General features: G+C 50.2%; 12 protein-coding genes and 1 CRISPR repeat array (1 of these 13 running past the window's edge). Of the genes, 2 read left to right on the top strand and 10 right to left on the bottom strand.

Annotated elements, in window-relative coordinates:
- A CRISPR array of direct repeats spans nucleotides 1-941; the repeat unit is 37 nt; unit sequence AGTTTTGGCTGCCTGCCACGATCTGATCTGCTATAAC (it extends 218 nt beyond the left edge of the window).
- 43 nt (nucleotides 942-984) lie between these two features.
- The 4 genes from cas9 to IE181_RS02540 form a co-directional block, all read right to left on the bottom strand.
- Nucleotides 985-4,101 (bottom strand): type II CRISPR RNA-guided endonuclease Cas9, encoded by a 3,117-nt coding sequence (gene cas9 / locus IE181_RS02525; protein WP_191249978.1) that lies wholly within the window; start codon nucleotides 4,099-4,101, stop codon nucleotides 985-987.
- 281 nt (nucleotides 4,102-4,382) lie between these two features.
- The gene (locus IE181_RS02530) at nucleotides 4,383-4,523 is read right to left on the bottom strand and encodes a hypothetical protein (protein WP_191249979.1); all 141 of its coding nucleotides are present in this window, start codon (nucleotides 4,521-4,523) and stop codon (nucleotides 4,383-4,385) included.
- A gap of 4 nt (nucleotides 4,524-4,527) precedes the next feature.
- Nucleotides 4,528-5,010, bottom strand: a complete 483-nt coding sequence (locus IE181_RS02535; RefSeq protein WP_191249980.1) for a hypothetical protein — start codon at nucleotides 5,008-5,010, stop codon at nucleotides 4,528-4,530.
- Between the two features lie 329 nt (nucleotides 5,011-5,339).
- Entirely contained in the window at nucleotides 5,340-6,311 is a 972-nt protein-coding gene (locus IE181_RS02540) for an MBL fold metallo-hydrolase (RefSeq protein ID WP_229819100.1), read from the bottom strand.
- Between the two features lie 288 nt (nucleotides 6,312-6,599).
- Here IE181_RS02540 and IE181_RS02545 point away from each other — a divergent pair, with 288 nt between their 5' ends.
- Nucleotides 6,600-8,978: a TonB-dependent receptor gene (locus IE181_RS02545; protein WP_191249981.1), complete on the top strand. Its 2,379-nt coding sequence runs from the start codon at nucleotides 6,600-6,602 to the stop codon at nucleotides 8,976-8,978.
- Between the two features lie 90 nt (nucleotides 8,979-9,068).
- Nucleotides 9,069-11,027, top strand: a complete 1,959-nt coding sequence (locus tag IE181_RS02550; RefSeq protein ID WP_191249982.1) for a tetratricopeptide repeat-containing sulfotransferase family protein — start codon at nucleotides 9,069-9,071, stop codon at nucleotides 11,025-11,027.
- A gap of 96 nt (nucleotides 11,028-11,123) precedes the next feature.
- On the opposite strand, the gene IE181_RS02555 is transcribed toward IE181_RS02550, so the two are convergent.
- The 6 genes from IE181_RS02555 to IE181_RS02580 are packed head-to-tail and all read right to left on the bottom strand — an operon-like array spanning nucleotide 11,124 to nucleotide 20,910.
- Complete coding sequence (locus tag IE181_RS02555; RefSeq protein ID WP_191249983.1) at nucleotides 11,124-13,490, bottom strand: TonB-dependent receptor; 2,367 nt, start codon at nucleotides 13,488-13,490, stop codon at nucleotides 11,124-11,126.
- Between the two features lie 47 nt (nucleotides 13,491-13,537).
- Nucleotides 13,538-14,677: a thiolase family protein gene (locus IE181_RS02560; RefSeq protein WP_191249984.1), complete on the bottom strand. Its 1,140-nt coding sequence runs from the start codon at nucleotides 14,675-14,677 to the stop codon at nucleotides 13,538-13,540.
- Between the two features lie 11 nt (nucleotides 14,678-14,688).
- Nucleotides 14,689-15,096, bottom strand: a complete 408-nt coding sequence (locus IE181_RS02565) for a Zn-ribbon domain-containing OB-fold protein (protein WP_191249985.1) — start codon at nucleotides 15,094-15,096, stop codon at nucleotides 14,689-14,691.
- Nucleotides 15,097-15,098: 2 nt separating this feature from the next.
- Entirely contained in the window at nucleotides 15,099-16,673 is a 1,575-nt protein-coding gene (locus IE181_RS02570; protein ID WP_191249986.1) for an AMP-binding protein, read from the bottom strand.
- Between the two features lie 11 nt (nucleotides 16,674-16,684).
- Nucleotides 16,685-18,745, bottom strand: a complete 2,061-nt coding sequence (locus IE181_RS02575) for a hydantoinase B/oxoprolinase family protein (protein WP_191249987.1) — start codon at nucleotides 18,743-18,745, stop codon at nucleotides 16,685-16,687.
- 11 nt (nucleotides 18,746-18,756) lie between these two features.
- The gene (locus tag IE181_RS02580) at nucleotides 18,757-20,910 is read right to left on the bottom strand and encodes a hydantoinase/oxoprolinase family protein (protein ID WP_191249988.1); all 2,154 of its coding nucleotides are present in this window, start codon (nucleotides 20,908-20,910) and stop codon (nucleotides 18,757-18,759) included.
- Nucleotides 20,911-20,912: the final 2 nt, after the last annotated feature.

Below are 20,912 nucleotides of genomic sequence, written 5' to 3' on the forward strand. Positions count from 1 at the left end.
ATCTGATCTGCTATAACAGGCGCAACCCCTCCCCAAACTGCGGGACAGTTTTGGCTGCCTGCCACGATCTGATCTGCTATAACTCGCTCAAATATTGTAGCTAGTGCAGGGCAGTTTTGGCTGCCTGCCACGATCTGATCTGCTATAACTTTGAGCCGCCTCGAAATCATGCAGGCCGAGTTTTGGCTGCCTGCCACGATCTGATCTGCTATAACGCGTTTGTTTTGTGCTTCTGATCCAGTAGTGTTTTGGCTGCCTGCCACGATCTGATCTGCTATAACTCGCTCAAATATTGTAGCTAGTGCAGGGCAGTTTTGGCTGCCTGCCACGATCTGATCTGCTATAACTTATTATTCATTCATCAACAGCGGCAACGAGTTTTGGCTGCCTGCCACGATCTGATCTGCTATAACGTTTCGCGCCGGGACATCGTCGGTCATCGGGTTTTGGCTGCCTGCCACGATCTGATCTGCTATAACACCACCGGTGGGCTGTGCTTTTTTATACCCGTTTTGGCTGCCTGCCACGATCTGATCTGCTATAACATTCCAGATTGAAGTGGATATTGACGGCGCGTTTTGGCTGCCTGCCACGATCTGATCTGCTATAACCGGATGGCGCGAGTATTTGAAGGATTTGGAGTTTTGGCTGCCTGCCACGATCTGATCTGCTATAACCCCGATCGGCTGTAGGCCGAGCGGTGAACAGTTTTGGCTGCCTGCCACGATCTGATCTGCTATAACGCCCTTGTTTTGCAGTGTGACGCGACCGAAGTTTTGGCTGCCTGCCACGATCTGATCTGCTATAACCTTTGCATACTTGTGCCGACACATAGACTTGTTTTGGCTGCCTGCCACGATCTGATCTGCTATAACCAGATCGGCCAAGGATGCTTCGGAAAAGTCGTTTTGGCTGCCTGCCACGATCTGATCTGCTATAATGAAATATCTAGGATGCGTCGTTCCAATGAAATGTCCCTTGTCTTTATGTCAGTTTAATCGGGCCGCGATCCAGTATTTTGCCTGTTCGGGACACTGAAATTTTACGTAATCCTTCTTTCATGATGGTCCCCGCTGATTTTTGCAGTGGTTTGTATTGCAATTGCGTATCTTTTGTTCTTGACCTTTCACGAATATTCCCCGCTTCGTTATGATCTACCATAACGATTGTTTGGCCCGATAGCTGTTGCACTCTCAGGATGCGGCGTTCTGTGCCTTCCCCTGTTGCGACCATGTCATTAATGTGGAGCCGCATCAGTTTTTTGGCTGTGGGATGGTCGCGCTTTATCTCCGACGTCCAGTCTTTCTGGTGGGCATTATAGCGTGTGACTGTCTCGCCCTTGGTTTTCCCGTTCGGCAGCAGCCAGATATCCATGAAGGCGTTACCGTCTGTCTTATAGGCTTTATAGGGTTTCCCGCCTTTATCCCTGATCAGTGCGAGCGACCCTGCGGACAGGGTTTCGTAAATGCGCACTGACCGTATATTGAGATCGGCAGAGCATCCTAAGCAGAATTGTTGCCATTTTTGTTTTTCGCTTACTGCACCCTCTGCATAGCTTTCCCAGAATGTTTTTAACTTTTGTTTCAGGCCAGGATTTCTAATTTTATCAAGCTCCCCCGGTCCTGACATGCTGTCTAATGGCTTTCTGTATACCAGCGTGTACATGCCTTTTGCGTCAGGGCCATCAACAATGCCGTAAGCTGTATCATTGTGCAGGGCGCCGGTTGTCGTACCTTTTGCGGGTTTCGCATGGTTTGGTTTAAAGTGCACAGTCGAACTACGCACGAGGCTGGCAAGCTCCTCGCGGAAACCTTCCCACGGTACAGGCATATCTGCAATCAGGCGGTCTGTATCTTCTGCACGGTGACTGGCTGTGGCTACTTTTTGCAGGATAGAGCGCGTAGTAAGACCAACGACAGCCGCATCGATCATATGGTGACGATGATCCAGCCTGTCCTTTATGTTGCTATCGTTCAGTATATTGTTTAACCCCCATTTTCCGCGAAGAAGGGCGGTCAGATGGCCGGGAGAAACAGTTATCTTGTCTGGATGTACCACGGTTGTTAGATATTCCCGCACCATTCGTGATAGATAGCGGGTTTCATTAAGCTGGCGGGAAAGAAAGTCGCCTTTAGCTTCGAATTGCTGCCATGCATCAGGGGCAAAGCGCCATGCCTTGGCCGGGATGCAGTCCTGTACACGGGCTATCATTGCCTGATAGGCGTCAACGGACTTTGACTGCATGAACCACTCGGCCGGCGTTCTGCGGCCTTTTTCCCTGTTGGCATCGCGCATAACCAGGACCTTGTTATTGCGCAAGTCGTCAAGGGATTTGGAGAATGGCAGCAGGTGTTCTATTTCTGTGGCATCACTTAATACCATTTCTATATTAAGGGGCGTACCTGTGAAGGGGCATTCAGCAATGCCCGTAGCGTTTTTCTGTTCATGCCACAACTGCATCTTTCGCAAATTATGAGGGGAAAAGGGAACGCCCGCAGTTTCCATTTGTTCTTTCAATAGCAGATTTAGATCCTGATTTTTTTTGTTCTGCTTCTCGATTTCTTTTTTATCGTCCTGCGATCGTTTTAAGTCACGCGCCAGTTCAATTGCCACCTCTGAAGGTTTTCCGTGAAGGTCCGTAATTTCATTGAACAGGCGCCGTATTTGGCCAAGGGCTATATGAACGGTGGGATTTGCGAGACGGCCATAGCGTCCTACGGGGTCGGTATTACCATCTTTTGTAGAGTCTGCCCCCAGCACACTTCGCGGAAGCGCTGCGCCGTAATACGGCAGGGCGACAGCAGAGCCATCATGCTGCAATTGGCTGTGGCTGTCGTAGCCGATTTCTTTTACAGCATCGGACAGGTTCAATCCCTGGTCCTGTATGACCTCAACCAGTGCAGACAGTATAGAAAGCGAAAAACTGGCCGTGCCGGCGGGTAGTGGACTTGTGGTAATTCTCTCTGCGGTGGATTTGTCAGCGATGCCATTGTCTTGCAGCCAGGATATCAGTGCTTCCTCATTTTCCTCATGCAAAAGCTTGGTGACAATTTCATCCTGCTTAGCAAGGGACAAATTTCTCCACTCCTTGCCCCAGCGGTTTTTGTTGGCCATGGAGTAGGCTGTCAGGTCGCCATCCAGTTTACTGCGGCTAGTTCCTTCCAAATTGAAATGTGTTCCGGCAGGTAAGTCGAGTAGTAATCGCATACGGTCGAACGGCAGATCTTTTCTGTTGAGCAGTTCATAATACATTTTATAGCGTTGTGACTGATCAAGAAGTTGTTGTGGCTCACCGGGGCGTGCAAACCGCAGATTAGCGAGGTCCTGCAGAATGCGAAACCGTTGATAGGTTGGCATTGCCTTGTAGGCGCGAGGCAGATTAGGGTTCAGGGTGCATTTCCCAATCTCTACAGGTTTTAGTAGTCGCTGGTAGAGAATCGTATCAATGATTGATTGCCAGTCTTTTTCAGTTATGTCCGGATGATATTCAGCCTGCGCTGCCATGATGACGCCGAGTTCCTGTTCAATCATGGAACGATCCGGGTACAGGCCGTTACCCAAACGCGCCTTGATGCTTCTGCCACTTTTGTGTCGGCGGTTATTCTTTCTAAGGTGAAGAAACTCGCCCAGAGTTCTGGCAGGTGATTGATCAATGCGCTTTTGTAACAGGTTGATATCCTGTTTCATTTTGCCTTTGTCATCAGCTTTGTCAGTTTTTCTGTTACTTTTAAAGCCGCGCCGGTCGTGGAAAGACCACAAGGCTCGTCCCAGTTCAAAGGGTGTGACTTGCCGATCAAGAACCTTTGCTCGTAAATACCAGGGATCAAGCTTGAAAATGGCGTCACGTTCTTCTGACTGTGTCGGTAGCAGGCCCAAATCTGTTAGAAGGTTATCTAAACGCCTTCTGCGGCGTAGGCCACGATCGCGGTTACGGCGTGGACCTCGTTTTTCCCGACGCTTGGTTGCATTTGATGTTTTGTCTTTTGGATTGCGTCCATCTGGAAAAATCAACGTACCGCCATCAACGAAACTGTGATTCTCAGTATCAATTAGAATCCAGCCAATACTGTTTGTGCCAACATCCAGCCCTAATCTGTGCATAATTCACTCCCCCTCAAATAGATATTGCTATACTAATCAGGGAGTGCTAGATATGTAAACAGCAGATCAGATTGTGGCTGGCTTTGGTTTTTTCCAGTCAACAACAAGTTGAGCCTTCGGGCAAGATACACCAGATTGAAAGGCGGTGCTCAGGCCCGCCTTTTCCCATTTATACAATAAAAATTATCGTTGAATTATGGCAATCCTTCCCGGTGCGCCACTTACGGTCAGAAAAACGTACCGGACCCTTCTTTCCAAACCCAATCATGCCATTTGCCGCTTTAGGCCAGCACAGTCGAACCGGCGGGTGCCGATGCATCTACATCATTTACGATCAAGCTGCGCATTTCATTGAGAAAGTCTATGCCCGTGTTGGTGGAATTCCTAATCTGTTCAATCGCACCTTCAAGTGTTAGGGCCATGATATTATCCTTCACCTTCTTGCCATTTTGATGCAAAAGGCCAAAACGTGACAATATGTTGTTGATATTGGCATCTTTCAAACAGTTCAGGGTACGTTGTCTTATCGATTGTATTTAATGCCAGAACTGCTTCTTCCATTATTTTCAAACTTTCCTTGCGGCTGTACCCTTGGATTTGCGGTGTCCTTAGAGGTGGCAGATATTCATCGCCGTCTTTTCTTCCCCGCTTTCCGACAATACGAAATTCAACGATATGTGTCTTATCCGCTGGATAAATTGATCTTTCTTCATCCGTCATGATCCGGGCAAATTTGCTCACTACCTTAAACCCACCCCCCAAGCTGTCACATTCTTTGTTCTTATCTCTGCATTGGCCAGTTCTGTGGAAAAAATATGTAGAAGTATCCATATGACCACTATAGAAGCACAGTTCCAAATCTCTCTTTGGGTCTATTAGGCGGCCACCAGTAACTTGTTGAAACGCCATCACACTTCTCCCCCAATCACAGTCACAGTCTTTTCACCCCTGCGCACATCAGTTTTAATCATGTTCAGTTTTTGCCCCTTCAGGGGGCCCGTCATCATGTCGGTCAGGCAGGTTTGCGCTAGCCATTCTGGTCCTTATAATGTCTTAGAGTCATAATCTTTCTCGACCCCTGACCAATCAAAAAGCACCCTCAACCTTTAATTTAAGACTAGTTAATACATCTAAGGCGAGAATTTTCCCTTAGTTATCCAAGATCTGTCAAATACTTATTTGCCGTGGCCCAGACAGGTTTTCTTAAAACCCCATATCAAACCACAGGGCTGTATCTTCTAGCGACCTGAGCCACCATCAGGGTCTGAGACAGTTGACCGGTAGATCATCGTGACCAGATACTGGCTATTGGCGTCAAAGTCAGCATACTCAGATCGGTATTTTGGCCCCAGTGCAGTCACCACATCCCTAGTGACTTCCTCAGGGCTTTTACTGTTTGCTTTGCCGTTCATCACTAATTTTACGACGTCGCGCAATAACTCACTATCACGAATAACGGATCTGGTGGTTGTTGGCTGGCCGTGTCCGGGCAAAATAATCGCGGGGTTTAATGCCGTTAGGGCCTGCAAACTCTCTATCAAGGCTGTCAGGTTTCCGTGGTGTGTCATGATCGGCAAATAGTCAGAGCTAACGACATCCCCGCCCAAAACCACATTGGGTCCAGGCAGATATACCAATATATCGCCGGGAGAATGACCGTCATTTGAGAAAATGAACGCAGCCTCCAAGTCCCCAAAGAGGCGTTTTTCACCATGGTTTATTATAATGCCCGGCAAAGAAAGGCGCGGTGTGCCTGTGGCCCCCTCTGTCATCTGCGCGAAGGCTTTGACATCCAGCGGCCCGTCATTTTTCATTGTATCAATCGCCTGCGGTGAAGAAAGGATCTCAGCGCCCAAATCTGCAAAGGCGGCATTGCCCAACCAGTGATCAGCATGACTATGAGAATTTATCACCCACCGTATTGGTTTGTCCGTTATGGTCTGTACAGCCCCGATGATTGCTTTCCCAATTTTCTCGGATGAGCCTGTGTCAAACACCAGCACGCCTGTGTCTGTCACAACAAAATAGCTATTTGAATTCCACCCCTGATTTTCTACCGTTGGTCTGCCGTAGGACGGTGAAATAATACTGTAAATACCATCAGTGATATGCACAGGCTTAAAGGATAAATCGGAATCCGATGCCCAAACGCTCCCTGCTGTAAAGGTTTGGAGACTGATACAAAGGGCAGCCAGTATGATTTTGTTCAATGTAAAGTCCTTTAACAGATGGCTAGTACGTGCGGTGCGCTCGTAACAAAAAGCCGAACACGCTTAAATAGATTTGAGATGGGGTGAGCCTTGGCAGGGACCAACGGAAAAGTACAACCATACCCTGAAATGACTATCGCATTGTGTCAGGAATACCACACCTGCAAATAATACAGCCTTAATGTCAGACAACCCCCCATAAACGATTGTATCAGTCTGTAACTTTTGATCTAGTACGCGTGGCACTAAATTTAACGCGTTAACAATTTAGCTAGGGAGGAAATATTCATGCGCAATTCAGAATATTTCAAAAAGTTATTATTAGGCTCTGTTGCAGCTGGGGTACTGGCGGCGCCAAACGCACCAGTAATGGCTGCAGAAGAGGAAGAAGTTGCAAGTCTTGAGGAGATTTACGTAACAGCACGGAAACGTCAGGAACTGATCGTAGAAGTTCCGATGAACATCGCGGCTGTTGGCGAAACAGAAATCCTGAAACGGAACCTTGTCACCAAGGAAGAGATTTTCCGTTCTGTGGCGGGTGCAGCCAGCCCACGTGGCGAACTGATCCTGCGCGGTCTTGCTGGCGGTAACGACAGCACACCGGGTACAACCTCTACTTTTACCGACGGTATTCCATACGACTTTAGCAACCTCTATGATATTGAGCGTGTAGAAGTTCTGCGTGGTCCGCAGGGGACTTTGTACGGTTCAAATGCAATTGGTGGTACGGTTCGCGTAATCACCAAAAAGCCAAACCTGAATGAAATGGAAATTGGTGGCTCTGCCCTGTTCCTGTCAGAGAAGAACCGCCCGGGTGTTGGTGTTCGCGGCTCTGGGTATGTCAACATTCCTGTAGTTGAAGACAAACTGGCGTTCCGTGTGACGGGTTCTGCCGCCAAAGAAAATGGTAAAATTCTGAACACATACACCAATAATACAGGCACGAATGAAGACCACTTCATCCGCGCACAGGCGTTGTGGGCTCCGAACGAAGACACGAAAGTTAATCTTTCTTTCGTGAACTCTCGTGAGTATTCAAGCACCCGCTCTGATGCGGACCGGTCCACGCCTGATTATTATTATGAAGCGATCCTGACAGCCAACCCCGATGCGAAATACGGCTATGATGTCGCTTTCGATTTCCCAAGCTGCCCTGAAGGAACTGAGCGGTCGGAATGTCGCGGTGGTCAGCTTAATGGTCACGACCCGAAATTTGCTGTCTGGCAGATCATGGACCCATTCGTTAAAACAACATCCAATCTGGTTGTCCTGAATGTTGAAAAATATAACCTGGTCGACGGTGTTGATCTGGAATATTCAGGTTCCTGGCGCCGCAATACCTATGATGGCCGTCAGTCTGGCTGGTCACAGTTTGATGCGAACGATATGTTCCGCACATGGATCATCGACAAGGACGGCAATGATCGCTGGACACATGAACTGCGCCTGCAGTCCAACGGCGAAGGACCTCTTCAGTGGACCGTTGGTGGCTTCTACGACAAGGACATCGGTCTGAAGACTCCTGACGGACAGTGGCAGTATCACGCCAGCGACAACAAGTCCCGTGCGATTGCAGCATACCTGTGGGGTGAATACTGGGGCCTGGGTGATCCAACTCAGATCGGCCTTGACTTGTATGGCGACCCGACCAAAAACTACAATTACACCGTTCACAAGTGGAACACGCGCGAGCTCGCATTCTTTGGTGAAGCAGGCTACACGTTTGACCTGAAAGACGCTGGCAAGCTGGAAGTAACTGGTGGCCTTCGCTATTATGATCTGAAAGATGACCTGCATGATGAAGTATCAGGCATCTGGATCGGCGACGAACCCCAGGAAACAATCACCAAAGACGGTGAGAGCGGCACACGGAAGAAAATCAGTGTAAACTGGATGCCGTCCAATGACTTCGCCGTTTTTGCGATCTATTCCGAAGGCTACCGTCCGGGTGGTAACAACGGCCCGAACGCACCTGCTGACTGTCGCAACGACGAGAATATCGGCTCTTACACTGACCGATATTCGTCAGACAAGATCAAGAACTATGAGATCGGCTTCAAAGGTTTTGCGTTTGACCGTAAGGTTCAGTTCTCTTCCGCTGTGTACCAGATCGACTGGACCGACGTACAGGCTGTTGTCTATATGCCGTCCTGTGGCTTCTCCTACACGGCAAACGCGGCGTCTGCACGGTCCCGTGGTCTGGAGTTTGAAAGTACTACAACCATTACAGACAGCTTGAAGCTGATCTTGAACGCTGCATATACAGATTCAAAAATGACCAGTGACGTAGAATCACTGGGTGCCAAAGATGGTGACGATATGACCATGGTGCCTAAGTATAACTTCTATGCAGCACTGGATCAGGAATTTGAACTGTATGGCCGTGAAGCAAGTGTGCGTCTGGATGTTGCCGGTTACGGTGAATATAAATCACACTTTAATACAAAAGATTCTGACGTCTCTCCTGCGTATGAAGTTGTGAATCTGTCCGGTTCTATTCAGATCAACGAGAATGCACGCCTGAGCCTGCATGTGAATAATGTTCTGAATACAAACATCATTACTTACCGCCGCTCCCGTTCCCGGAGCGACTGGTCCGGTAATACGCTGTATGAAACATACGGCGATCAGAGAAATCTTGCTGTTCGCCTGGACTTTACTTTCTAGGCCAGACTAAAATACAGTAAACGAGGCGGTGACCCCAAGTTGCCGCCTCACTTGTATCTAAGCCAACCTTTAAAGATCGGGAACATGCGTATGTCTTTTCACAGCAAAATGGCTGACCTCATCAAAAATGGACAATGGACACAGGCAATTCCAACGCTTGCAGCGCATGTAACTGATAACCCGGACGACGAAACCGCACTGTCTCTCTATGCCACAGCACTGATGCGCGCGGGTGAAAAGGACGCGTCCCTCAAGGTATTATGTGACACTGCCAGGCGGTTCCCACAGTCCGCTGCTGCGCAGGCTGATCTGGGTTTTCTCGCAATGAAAGCTGACAATCTGGCGCTCGCGGTAGAAGGGCTGCAGGCAGCAACAAAACTACAACCAAATTTCTATCAGGCCTGGGTGTTTCTTGCACAGGCCCAGTTTGCGTGTGGCAATATGAAAGAAGCACTGACAGCCAATGAGGCCTGCGAAAATACAGACCCCTTGGGTGCTGAATTTCCCAAAATGCAGAAAGCTATAAAGAAAGGGGACTTCGCCCGCGCAGAAGGAACCGCACGCAACATGCTGGCACGTGTTAATGGACATCCGCGCGGTGCCTTTGCATTGGCCTATCTTGCCAGCACTGTCGGTGCCCATGAAGAACAGGCACAAATACTGGAACATTCGCTGGCACAGTATCCAGCGAACCCCATGCTGTATCGCTCCCTGAGCGAGGCATACGAGGCAGTTGGCGCCTATGAAAAGGCAATCAAAGTCGCCGATATGCTGGTAACCCTTGATCCAAGTGTCACCAGCCACTGGATACGTGCACGGGTCGCTGGCCATGTTGGTGACTTCAATAGCGCGCTCGACCATGCAGACAAGGCAATTGCCCTATTGCCTGGCGGCAGCGAAGAACGCGGCAAACTGGACCTGATGCGCGGTCATGCTCTAAAAATTTTGGGGCAGCGTTCCGAAAGCGAAGAAGCTTACCGGGCCTGCATCAAGAACACACCGGGGAACGGTGCAGGCTGGTGGGGACTTGCCGACCTGAAGACATTTCAGTTCACCCCGCAGGATGAAGCAGATATGCAGACACTGGTGGATGATGAAACGCTGGATGCAGCCCAGCGGTCACAGGCTGCGTTCGCACTTGCAAAGGCATTTGAAAACCGCGGCGATGCAAAGGCAGCCTTCGCACAATATACAGTCGCAAACAACCTGCGCCCGGACATAGATTTTGATCCCGGTAAAAATGACCAGTTTATCACCAGGCTACTGGCTTCATTTGACAGCCAGACATTACAGCAACAGGCAAAAACAGTGCCCACCGGCCCGACCCCGATCTTTATCGTCGGTATGCCGCGGGCCGGGTCAACTCTGATAGAACAAATCCTTGCCAGCCATTCTGCCATTGAAGGGACCATGGAACTGAATACCCTGCCCAATCTGGAACGCACCATCCGTATCGAAGGCGGCAGACGGTTTAAATGCGACTATCCTGAAAGCCTGCAAAAATTCAGTCCTGATGCGCTCACTGCCTATGGGCAACAGTATCTGGATAACAGCGCAATCTTCCGCACTGGGAAGCCCTATTTCATCGATAAATTGCCGCCCAACTATGAACGTATCGGCCTTATCCACAAAATCCTGCCCCAGGCTATTATCATTGATGCCCGCCGAGACCCGATGGATTGCGGCTATAGTGCATACCGCCAGCATTTCGCTGCTGGACATGAATATAGCTATAACCTGGGCCACATCGGTGCTTACTACAAAGGATACTTAAGGGTTATTGACCATTTCAACGAGGCATTACCGGGAAAAGTATTGACCGTTCAATATGAAAATATGGTCCAAAATACAGAAGCGACTATTCGCACGATACTGGACCATATTGGCCTGCCATTTGAAGAAAACTGTCTACGCTTCTTTGAAAATAAACGCCCGGTCAGAACCGCAAGCAGTGAGCAGGTCCGACAGCCTATCTATACGAAAGGCATGGGACAGTGGAAAGCCGTCGAAGAAGAACTGGCCCCTTTGAAACAGGCCTTAGCATCCTAAGTCTTGAAAGAGTTTGCCGCCCCACGGGGCGGACATGCTGCAAAACAAAATGGGCCGGAGTACCGGCCCATTCATCCAATCCTGCATTAAGTAACCTTAGAACGAGCGAGAGAGAGAGAGGCCCCATTCGCGTGGGCGCCCATATACTGCGTTCCTGATACCAAATGCCGGAATAGACTCTGCACTGGTGAAATATTCCTTGTCCGTAATATTCAGGACGAATACAGCCAGTTGCCAATCTTCATCAGCACTGTCCCACGTCAGACGACCGTTCAGAACGGTGTAGGCCTTCTGAGCAATTTCAGGCGTGTTTTGCGGATTATTGAAAGTTTTGCTGCGGTGGACAATATCGCCGCGCAGCGTCAACCGGCCACTGTTATTCAGATCGAAACCATACTGCGCCCCTGCATTAAGTGTCCATTTAGCAGCGTTAGGCAGTTTGTTGTCAATTGAATAGCCCGTTGATGCAGCAAGGCTTTTATACTCATTGTCCATATAACCGATGCCCGCATTCACATCGAACCCTTCTGACAGGCGTGCAACCATCTCGGCTTCGAAACCCCAGATATCGACATCACCTGCATTATCAACCGTTAATAGCAGGGATCCATTTTCTGGGTTAACCGAATTGGAGAAAAGCTGCAGGTCTTTATAGTTGCTAAGGAAACCCGCGACATTAAGGGTCATGCGGTTGTCCAACAGGCGGCTTTTCACACCAACTTCATACGCAGTCAGATTTTCCTGATCGTAGCGCTTGAACTCTGCAGGCTGTAACGGCCGCGGGTTCCAGCCACCGCTTTTAAAGCCTTTGGAATAAGTCGCATACAAAAGCACATCCTCATTCACATGATAATCAAGACCAAACTTAGGCGTAAACTTCGACCAATTCTGACTGTCTTCTGTCGGCGGAGTCGCAACACGTCCCGATGCCGGGTAAATCGAGTCGATGAAATAGGTTTTCTTCTCGTAGGAGTAACGACCGCCAACGGTTACCGAAAGCTTCTCACTGATATCATAGCTGACATGGAGAAATGCCGCCAAATTGTCTGTATCAAGGCTCGTCGTCGGACTGACATCCAAGTCCAGCATACTATTTAGCGGATTGCCGGCGCCGCCAACGCACGGTGCTGGCGGTGCTGCCGGACAGGTTATCCCCGGCACAAGGGGAACAAAGGCACCTGGCATCATCTCCAGGGATTGATACAGACCGTTCGCCAGAAGGGTCAGATTTTGATCACTTATCTGCTCGTTAAAATAATAGCCGCCAAGCAACCAGGACAAGCGGCCGTCAGACGCATCACCACTCAGCTGGATTTCCTGACTGAACTGTTTCTGGTCCTGTTCTTCATCCGTATGGATTACCGGGAACGGTGAATAGTCAATGTCCGTTTGAATAACAGCATCCATCTCGCGGTACGCCGTAATGGACTTCAACGCAACGGTATCAGACAGTGCCCAGTCAATTGTCGAGCTTAGCCCCCAGGTATCATTTTTATCCTGCGTTGGCCCTGTACCGCTAGACAAGTACGGATCACCCGTTACATACCGGTCATCATAAATACTGCCCTCGGGCAACCCTTCCATTGCGGCAATTAACGGCGCTCCGATGGCATTATAAAGACCATACAAACTACCCGGTGAATCAAACGTTTCCAGCAAGGTGCCCGGCGCACCGTTCTGACGAATGCGGCTGGCATCAAAATTCAGATATACCGTCACATCCTCGCTGGCATTCACATTCAAACCAGCGCGGATAACATCAACATTGGTATCCCCAAGGTCCAAACCATCCGACGTGCGTTTTACATATCCGTCCTGGTTTTTAGACGCCACTGCCACTTTGGCGGAGACTTTGTCATCCGTGATCGGGAATTTGATGTCTGCTTCAATATCCAACCTGTCACGCTGGCCAATAGTGGCCTTGACCTTACCGCCAAATTCGCCGTCAGGGCGACTGGAAATAATATTGATCGCCCCACCGATGGTATTCTTACCGTACAGCGTACCCTGTGGACCCCGCAGCACTTCAACCCGCTCGATATCAGCAAGATCCATCATGCCGCCAATACTGCGCGCGATATAGACACCGTCCATATAGATGCCCACGCCCGGATCAGTTGGGAAAATAAAGTCATTCTGACCAACACCGCGGATAAAGATAGATGCATTGGTGCTGCCGCCATCTGCTTTGCCGTGGTTAATGTCAACGTTCGGTGTATAGGCCGAAATATTGCTGACATTGGTAATACCTTTGTTCGCCAGGCCTGACTGTGTAAAGGCCGTTACAGAAACAGGCGCATCCTGCAGGCTTTCAACCCGCTTACGCGCTGTCACTGTAATTTCCTCTAACTGGAAACCGCCCTCCTGTGCGGTCGCGGCTGGCGCAGTTACTACGCCTGCCAGTAAACTACCCGATAATACGGTTGTTCCCAGCAATCGATGCATTCTGGTAATCTTAAACATATTCTCTCTCCCATCTTCCCAAAACTGGGTCCAAAAAAGTCGCGGCCTTACCGCGATAAAACCGCCACTGTGCAGGACTTGGTGTCTCCCTTTTTGTCACCGCCCATACAGTGCGCCACTCCGAGGTTGCAGTCTTCGACCTGTCGGTCGCCTGCTTCCTGTCGTAACTGCGTCACAAGCTCTACGATTTGCGCTACACCTGTTGCGGAAATCGGATGGCCGCGACTGAGAAGGCCACCGGACACATTGACCGGAACCTTGCCGCCCAAAGAGGCATCGCCCCTTTCAACGAACCTGCCGCCCTCGCCTCTCTCACATAGACCAAGGGCTTCATAGTGCAGGATTTCTGCGATTGAAAAAGCATCATGGCATTCAACAATATCAACGTCCTCGGGCGTGGTACCGGCCTTTTCATAGGCCAGCGCAACCGAGGCATAATCCGTATGCCAGCGTGTTAAATCGGCTGGATTTTCATACCGACCTGATGTCAGAACGGCAGACCGAATAGCAATCGCCCTGTCCATTTGAGCGGCGACCCGATCGCCTGCTAAGATCAGGGCCGCTGCACCGTCCGCAATAGGACAACACTGCGGACGCGTGAACGGATCCACGATCATCGGACTTGCGAGAACACTTTCTGTTGTCTCAGGCTTCGTAAACTGTGCGATCGGATTAAGGGATGCATGTTGTCTGCTTTTCACGGTAACAGCGGCCAACTGCTCGGGTGTTGTGCCGAACTCATGCATATGGCGTTTCGCCCTAAGGGCAAAGCCCGCAGGTGTTACCATCCCAAGCAACGTATCCAGCTCGGTTGCCCCGGAGTTGATCAGACCAAAGTCAGGGACACACATCTTCTCTGACCCAACGACAAGGGCGATGTCGCACTCGCCAGCCAGGATGGCGTTTCTTGCAAGATAAAAAGCTGTTGAGCCCGATGTGCAGGCATTTTCAACATTGACCACAGGAAGATCTACCATCCCCATGGCAGATGTCAGATTCTGTCCAAGGGTGGTGTCCCCAAAAAGGGAGCTTCCGAGGGCATTGGCAAAATAGCAGGCACCGATCTGGTCCCGGGTGATGGCTGCATCATCCAGGGCCCGACGGGTGGCTTCTATCGCCATTGAAACGATCGATCGTTCTAGATGACGACCAAAGGGAATTATGCCTGTTCCTATAATAGATACCATGGTTTTATCGCTTACTTATCTGCGCTGAAATAGGGCCTTAGACAGGCCTTCTGCTCGTTATTGACACCGATGGGCGCAACATGGAGGGAAACCCGTTGACCAATCGAGAAAGACCCGGCTTGCTCTGGGTCCATCAGCGCAAATATCCTGCACGGCACATCCTCCAGATCAACAAGCGCTACGCTGTAAGGGCTCGGCAAACCAAGCGGTGCCCGCGTCCGAACGGTCGTCACGCTGTAGATGGTCGCCGATTGACCAAAATCTGCACCGCGTACTTCTGACAGACAGTCAGGACAAATATCGGGCTTTGGGAAATGATGCGCTCCGCACGACGTACACTGTCCCCCTATCAGGGAAGGTGGCTTATCAGCTGTGAAAATACCGGCATATACGGGCGGAATTTGTGAAAAGTCGTTCATGCTTACTGCCCCTTGCCAGCCGCTTCACGGTCAAAGGTGTCTGGTGTCACCCCTTCATCGCGCAGTTGATATTTTTGCACACGCTCGGTGGGAGTTTTGGGAAGTACCGGGAGAAAGCGTACATAGCGAGGGACCATGAAATACGCCATTTGTTTTTCGCAGTGTGCAATCAGATCTTCTGCGGACAAGTGCTGACCCGGCTTCAGAGCGACACAAATCATCACTTCATCTTCGCCAAGTTCAGATTTCACCGCAACAGCGGCAGATTCAAGGACACAGGGATGAGCATTGACGCCCTGCTCTACTTCAAAGGAAGAAATATTTTCACCACGTCTACGCAGGGCATCCTTTTTCCTGTCAACAAAGTAGAAATAGCCTTCTTCGTCCTGCATCAGATAGTCGCCTGTGTGGAACCATAAGTCCTGCCATGCTTCGACAGTCTTTTCAGGCATTTTATAATATTCCAGCATCATGCTACTGGACTGCAGCGGCCGGATCAGCAGTTCACCCGGAGTGTTTGGTCCAACCTCTTCCCCGTCATCATCAATCAGTTTAACCTGATAACCGGGGTTAAGCGTTCCGCAACTGCCCGGACGGCGGTCGCCAGGTGATGTATTCAGGGGCGTTCCAATTTCGCTCATGCCGTAGCCTTCGACAAGCTGGACCCCGAACCGGTCTTCAAATGCTGTGAAAATCTCTTTGTTGGCACCTGCGCCAACCATTACCCGCAGCGGATTGTCCCGGTCATCATCCTGTGGCTCAGCCTTCAGAAGGATAGCAAGGATACCGCCAATATAATTAAACTCGGTACAGCCATGCTTGCGGACATCTGACCAGAAACTGCTGGCAGAAAAACGTTTGGCAAGCACCATGCGTGCACCGCTAATCAGTGCTGGCATTGTCGACAGAGTCTGTGCATTGCCGTGGAAAAGCGGCAAGGCGTTATAAAGACAATCATCTTCGGTGTATTCAGCCATGCTGCAAATAATTTCAGCCATAACAAGCTGATAATTATGGGGGAGCAGCGCACCCTTTGACGGCCCGGTCGTACCAGACGTAAACATCATGGCGCAAGGATCAGACGGCAGCACTTGCACACGGTCAAAGCTGCCGTCATTTTCTATCATCTGGTCATAGGAACATACACGGTCATCAAGGGATACAGGACCATCCAGAACAATAATATGCTTAATCACACCCAGGTCAGACAGCACATCGCGCACCTGATCTGCAAAGCCCGCCTCCAGCACCAGTGCAACACTGTCAGACATACACAGCATATAAGACAGGAGAGCGCCTTTGTGGGCAGTATTGATAGGTACTTCTACCGCCCCCAGTTTGGACAGTCCAAACCAGGTGAACAGAAACTCGGGACGGTTACTCATCATAACCGCTACCTTGTCATTCTTGCCTATTCCCAGCTTTTGCAGTCCAGCCGCGACAGCATTGGCGGATGCATTCACATCCGCGTAACTGAACGCCTGATCTTCAAAAGTCAGAAACCTATCATTGGCGCGCACACTGGAAAGCTGTTCGACAACACCGTGTACTGTTCTGTTTTTGAACTCCAGTCCCATGACCAGCCTTTCTATGCTACCAGTGCCTTGGTTCCAGGATGCGGGAATTCACCGTAATAACGCAGAACATCCTGTGGTGGTGACTGCTTTTCCCACTCCTTGACAAAGGCATCATAAGGCTTGGCAGATGCAATACGTTCCTTGCGTTTGGCAGCACGGGCAGTCTCGGTTGCGGCAACATCAAGACGCATTGTTTCCTTGTCATACACAATGCAGTAGATGTTTGTTGCAGCCCATTCGCTGACCATATCAGTTGCCAGATCACGCATGATGTCTTCTGGATCACGCTCCAGCGCATCGCCAAGGCCAGCGCCGCCACCTGCATATGAATAGACCACATCACCGTCTGCAGAGGGTTCAACAACAGCACTGATATTGCCGTGCGAGACAGAGCCTGTCTCTGGGCTTGTGCCGTCATACACATGTTCAAGGGACGTCGGGAGGTCGACATTACTTTCCCCAAGCAGTTCCTTAAAGTTACTGTGGGCGACCTTGCGCACGAACAGACTTGGCAAACCGTATCCGCCGAAAAGACCCTGCGTGGTTGGGAATTTCGACCCGCCACCATGTGACCCCATCAACAGATAGTCTGTGTCGTGGGTGATCAGGCTGTAGCCAAGGCCGGCACCGCCACGGCGCTTACCATGGCCGTAAGAACCATTATAGTAATTGCGGAACCCATACAGGAACGGCTTGTCTGCCTCGGTTGTTTCAACATCTGAACAGTCAGCCATGGTTGCGAAGAACGCACCCGCCGCATCAACACCGTCCATATCCATCCGGGCACCACACCCGGTTGCGTTAATCTCTGGCGTAATATCTGCCACAGGCTCGCCAAACTGGTTCAGTCCACCAAATGTCGGGATAGAAAATCCGCTGAACCATGATGCCACAGACCGTTCCGGCATCGTCGCATATGTCATCCGGGCGCCAGACTGGAACATGCCGTGGGTGAAAGTGATCTGCACAAGCGGCGCAATGGATGTTGCCACATCGCCTTTGGCATTAATGAACGACCCGTCTGGAAACTTCCAGTCTATTGCCTCCAATAGTCCATTGTTGGGAGGCAGGTCATGGAACAGCCAGCCGCAGAAATACACCATGGCAAGACCAATGATACCCTGAAAATAGGAGTTACACGGCCTGTCCATCAACATGGGTGAGCTGTTCTCCAGATTAAGGGTAATCTGGTCATCCTTTTTGATAACAGTCAGATCAATTTTAACAAGGCCGGAATCTTCGCCAAGCGTGTCAAGGAAACGCGGCTGACGATATACACCGTCGTTCAGACGGGAGATCTTCTTGCGAGCTGCCTGTCCAGTCATCGCCAGAATTTTACGCAGACCACCAATGACAAAATCAGCGCCTTTTTCTTCAACTACCTCAAGAACGCGGCGCTGCGCGATACGGGTTGCTGCAAGACGTGCCTTAATATCCAGGATCATGGTCCGGGGGTCCCGGTTCATGGCAGCAAACATGTTCAAGAGATCTTCTTTCAGCTGATAGTTTTCACCAACCTTAATTGGTGGAATCAGCATCCCTTCATCATACTTGCTTTTTGCGGCGGTCACTGTGCCGCCCGGCTCGGACCCGCCCGCTTCACCCGTATGCACGGCGGCACCGATAAAGCAGATCAGACGACCTTCATGGAACACAGGCACTGACAGCCCCATATCCGCATTGTGAACCCCTGCGTAATATGGATCGTTATAGAAGAAACTATCGCCGTCTTTTACTCCAACGGAAGGTTCTTCCACCAAATGCTTCACAATATACTTCAGCGGAATTTGGCCAAGAACAGCATGGTGATAAATACCCGTGGCACATACTGCCAGATCACCCTGTGCTGTGAAGATACCGAAAGCAACATCGCCAAAACGCATGGCCGTAGAGGCCCCAAGTTTCATGGTTGTTTCTTTACCTTCAAGACCAATCATATGCATTTTATGTTTGAATATTTCAAACTCTACATCATCGATTGTATCCTGTGCCTTTGCTTCTGCTTCTGTCATTGGTTCAGGGCGCATGCGCTGAACGACTTCCTCGTCACGACCGTATGAAATCTTTCCCATGATTTTGCTCCCTATTCCTGTTCCATAATACAGTTGCGATACGCATCCATTGTGAACGTCCAACCTGGCTCCACAACATACGTCGTCTCTAAAGATTCGAGGATCGCAGGCCCCATGATCTGGTTACCCGGTTTGATTTTTTCATAATCATACACCGGTGTTTCCTCGTAGCCCTGCTCTGGCGACCAGTAGACAGGCCGCGCCTCGCGCTGTGCCTCTGCGTCCGGTGTTGGGTCCGCTAACGGAAGAGGTGCTGGCGCTTTATAGGTAGATGTTACAGATGCCGTCAGTGAGAAATTCTCAACATTGATACCACCTGCCGGGAAGGTTGCTTCCGGTGAATAAATCTCGCCGTACAGACGGGTAAATTTATCGCAGATATCCTTAACGTCGGCACTGCTGTCCAGCTGCAGTTTTTCTGAACGCACCTTGATCATATTATACTGACTGCCGTAACGCATATTCAGCTCAAGCTTGAAATGCATCTGGTCTTCTGAATAGCCCTCAAGCATCAGGTCACGTCGTGCCTGATCTTTCAGATCGCGAACCAGTGCGTTGAAACCTTCGACATCCTCAAGATACGTTTGCGTACCCCACTGGAATAGTTTCATTGCATGGCTTTTGTCCCATACCTCTTTGGTCGGCATCGTCGACGCACCGTAAGCGCCAAAAACAGACGACTGGCTGGGTGCAATGATCTTCTTGGCACCAATGAAGGGGCCGAAACCACACGCATGTGCACCACCTGCACCGCCACACGCCAGCACCACAAATGTCCGCGGATCGTGGCCTTTCAGTGCCACTTCGTTGAACACTTCCTGCCCCATACGCGCATCCACCAGACGGCGAATACGGTAGGCAGCTTCTTCTACAGAAATGCCCAGTGGGTCAGCGATTTTCGTCTTGATTGCTTCACGGGCCAGATCAACATCCAGTAGCATTTCACCGCCCAGATAGTTTTCCGGATTATACAAACCCAGTACCAGATCAGCATCACTGATAGTAGGTTCCGTCCCGCCCTGGTCATAACATACCGGACCTGGCATGGACCCGGCAGACTGTGGTCCGATTTCAAGCGCATTACCCATCAGTTCATTCAACCAGGCGATAGAACCACCGCCAGCACCGATAGACTTGACCTCAATCGCAGGAATGTTTGTCCGCCAGCGATCTATCACCGGCATAAAGTCGTGGGCTTTGATCTCGCCGCCTTCGATCAGACCGATATCAAACGAGGTTCCCCCCATGTCAGTGAAGACGATATTTTCATCACCCGTCAGGTTGCCCAGCACCGCAGAGCCGTGCAAACCGGCGACTGGTCCGGCATTATGGGTCAACACAGCCCGTGTTCTGGATGCCTTTTTAGTGCCACCCGTATTGTGAACAAGCGTCAATGGCTTCTTATAACCACCATCCCGCAGCTCGTTACCGAGCTTGGTCAACTCATCCGCCATCACACCGTGAATATAAGCATTCACAATTGTCGTCATGGTCCGGGTGTATTCACCAGACTTCGGGGAAATATCCGACGACAGAATAACTGGCATCGACCCCAGATAATCCTCTGGATATTCCTCTTCAATGATCTCTTTGATCATACGTTCGTGGTCCGGATTGATAAAAGACCAGAGGAGCGAGACAACAAAGCCCTGCGCGCCCTTGTCCACCAGTTCCTGAACCTTCTCAAGAACATCTTCCCTTTTAAGGGGGCCAATTACCTTACCGGAATAATCCATACGCTGACGCACACCGACAACCATATCTGGGCTGATCAAAGGTTCCGGTTTCTGAATCCGCGCCTGATCACGGCCTTCCTGCCAGCCAAGGCCATCAGCCCAGCTTCTTGCACGTCCAACAAAGATCGTATCCTCGAACCCGGCAGTTGTAATCAGACCCAATTTCGGTCCGCTGCGTTCGATAAGCGCATTTGTACCAACCGTCGTCGAGTAGCGCACATGCGAAACATTGGACAAAAAGTCTTCAACGCTTTGTTTATTCTGCCGTGCCAAAAGGGACATACCCTTCATAAAGCCAACGGACAGATCATAATGTGTTGTCGGCGTTTTGCAGGTTTGGGATTGATCGTCACCCGTGCTGCAGAAAAAGTCGGTAAATGTACCACCAACATCAATACCAATAGTGTGTTTGCCTTCTGGATTGGTCATAA

The organism is Kordiimonas sediminis, assembly GCF_014656395.1.
GTDB classification, from domain to species: Bacteria; Pseudomonadota; Alphaproteobacteria; order Sphingomonadales; family Kordiimonadaceae; genus Kordiimonas_A; species Kordiimonas_A sediminis.

Coding starts and splice junctions, on each gene's coding strand:
- IE181_RS02565 (WP_191249985.1), bottom strand. CDS start 15,096: ATGAACGACTTTTCACAAATTCCGCCCGTATATGCCGGTATTTTCACA.
- IE181_RS02580 (WP_191249988.1), bottom strand. CDS start 20,910: ATGACCAATCCAGAAGGCAAACACACTATTGGTATTGATGTTGGTGGT.
- cas9 (WP_191249978.1), bottom strand. CDS start 4,101: ATGCACAGATTAGGGCTGGATGTTGGCACAAACAGTATTGGCTGGATT.
- IE181_RS02560 (WP_191249984.1), bottom strand. CDS start 14,677: ATGGTATCTATTATAGGAACAGGCATAATTCCCTTTGGTCGTCATCTA.
- IE181_RS02545 (WP_191249981.1), top strand. CDS start 6,600: ATGCGCAATTCAGAATATTTCAAAAAGTTATTATTAGGCTCTGTTGCA.
- IE181_RS02550 (WP_191249982.1), top strand. CDS start 9,069: ATGTCTTTTCACAGCAAAATGGCTGACCTCATCAAAAATGGACAATGG.
- IE181_RS02570 (WP_191249986.1), bottom strand. CDS start 16,673: ATGGGACTGGAGTTCAAAAACAGAACAGTACACGGTGTTGTCGAACAG.
- IE181_RS02535 (WP_191249980.1), bottom strand. CDS start 5,010: ATGGCGTTTCAACAAGTTACTGGTGGCCGCCTAATAGACCCAAAGAGA.
- IE181_RS02575 (WP_191249987.1), bottom strand. CDS start 18,745: ATGGGAAAGATTTCATACGGTCGTGACGAGGAAGTCGTTCAGCGCATG.
- IE181_RS02530 (WP_191249979.1), bottom strand. CDS start 4,523: ATGGCCCTAACACTTGAAGGTGCGATTGAACAGATTAGGAATTCCACC.
- IE181_RS02555 (WP_191249983.1), bottom strand. CDS start 13,490: ATGTTTAAGATTACCAGAATGCATCGATTGCTGGGAACAACCGTATTA.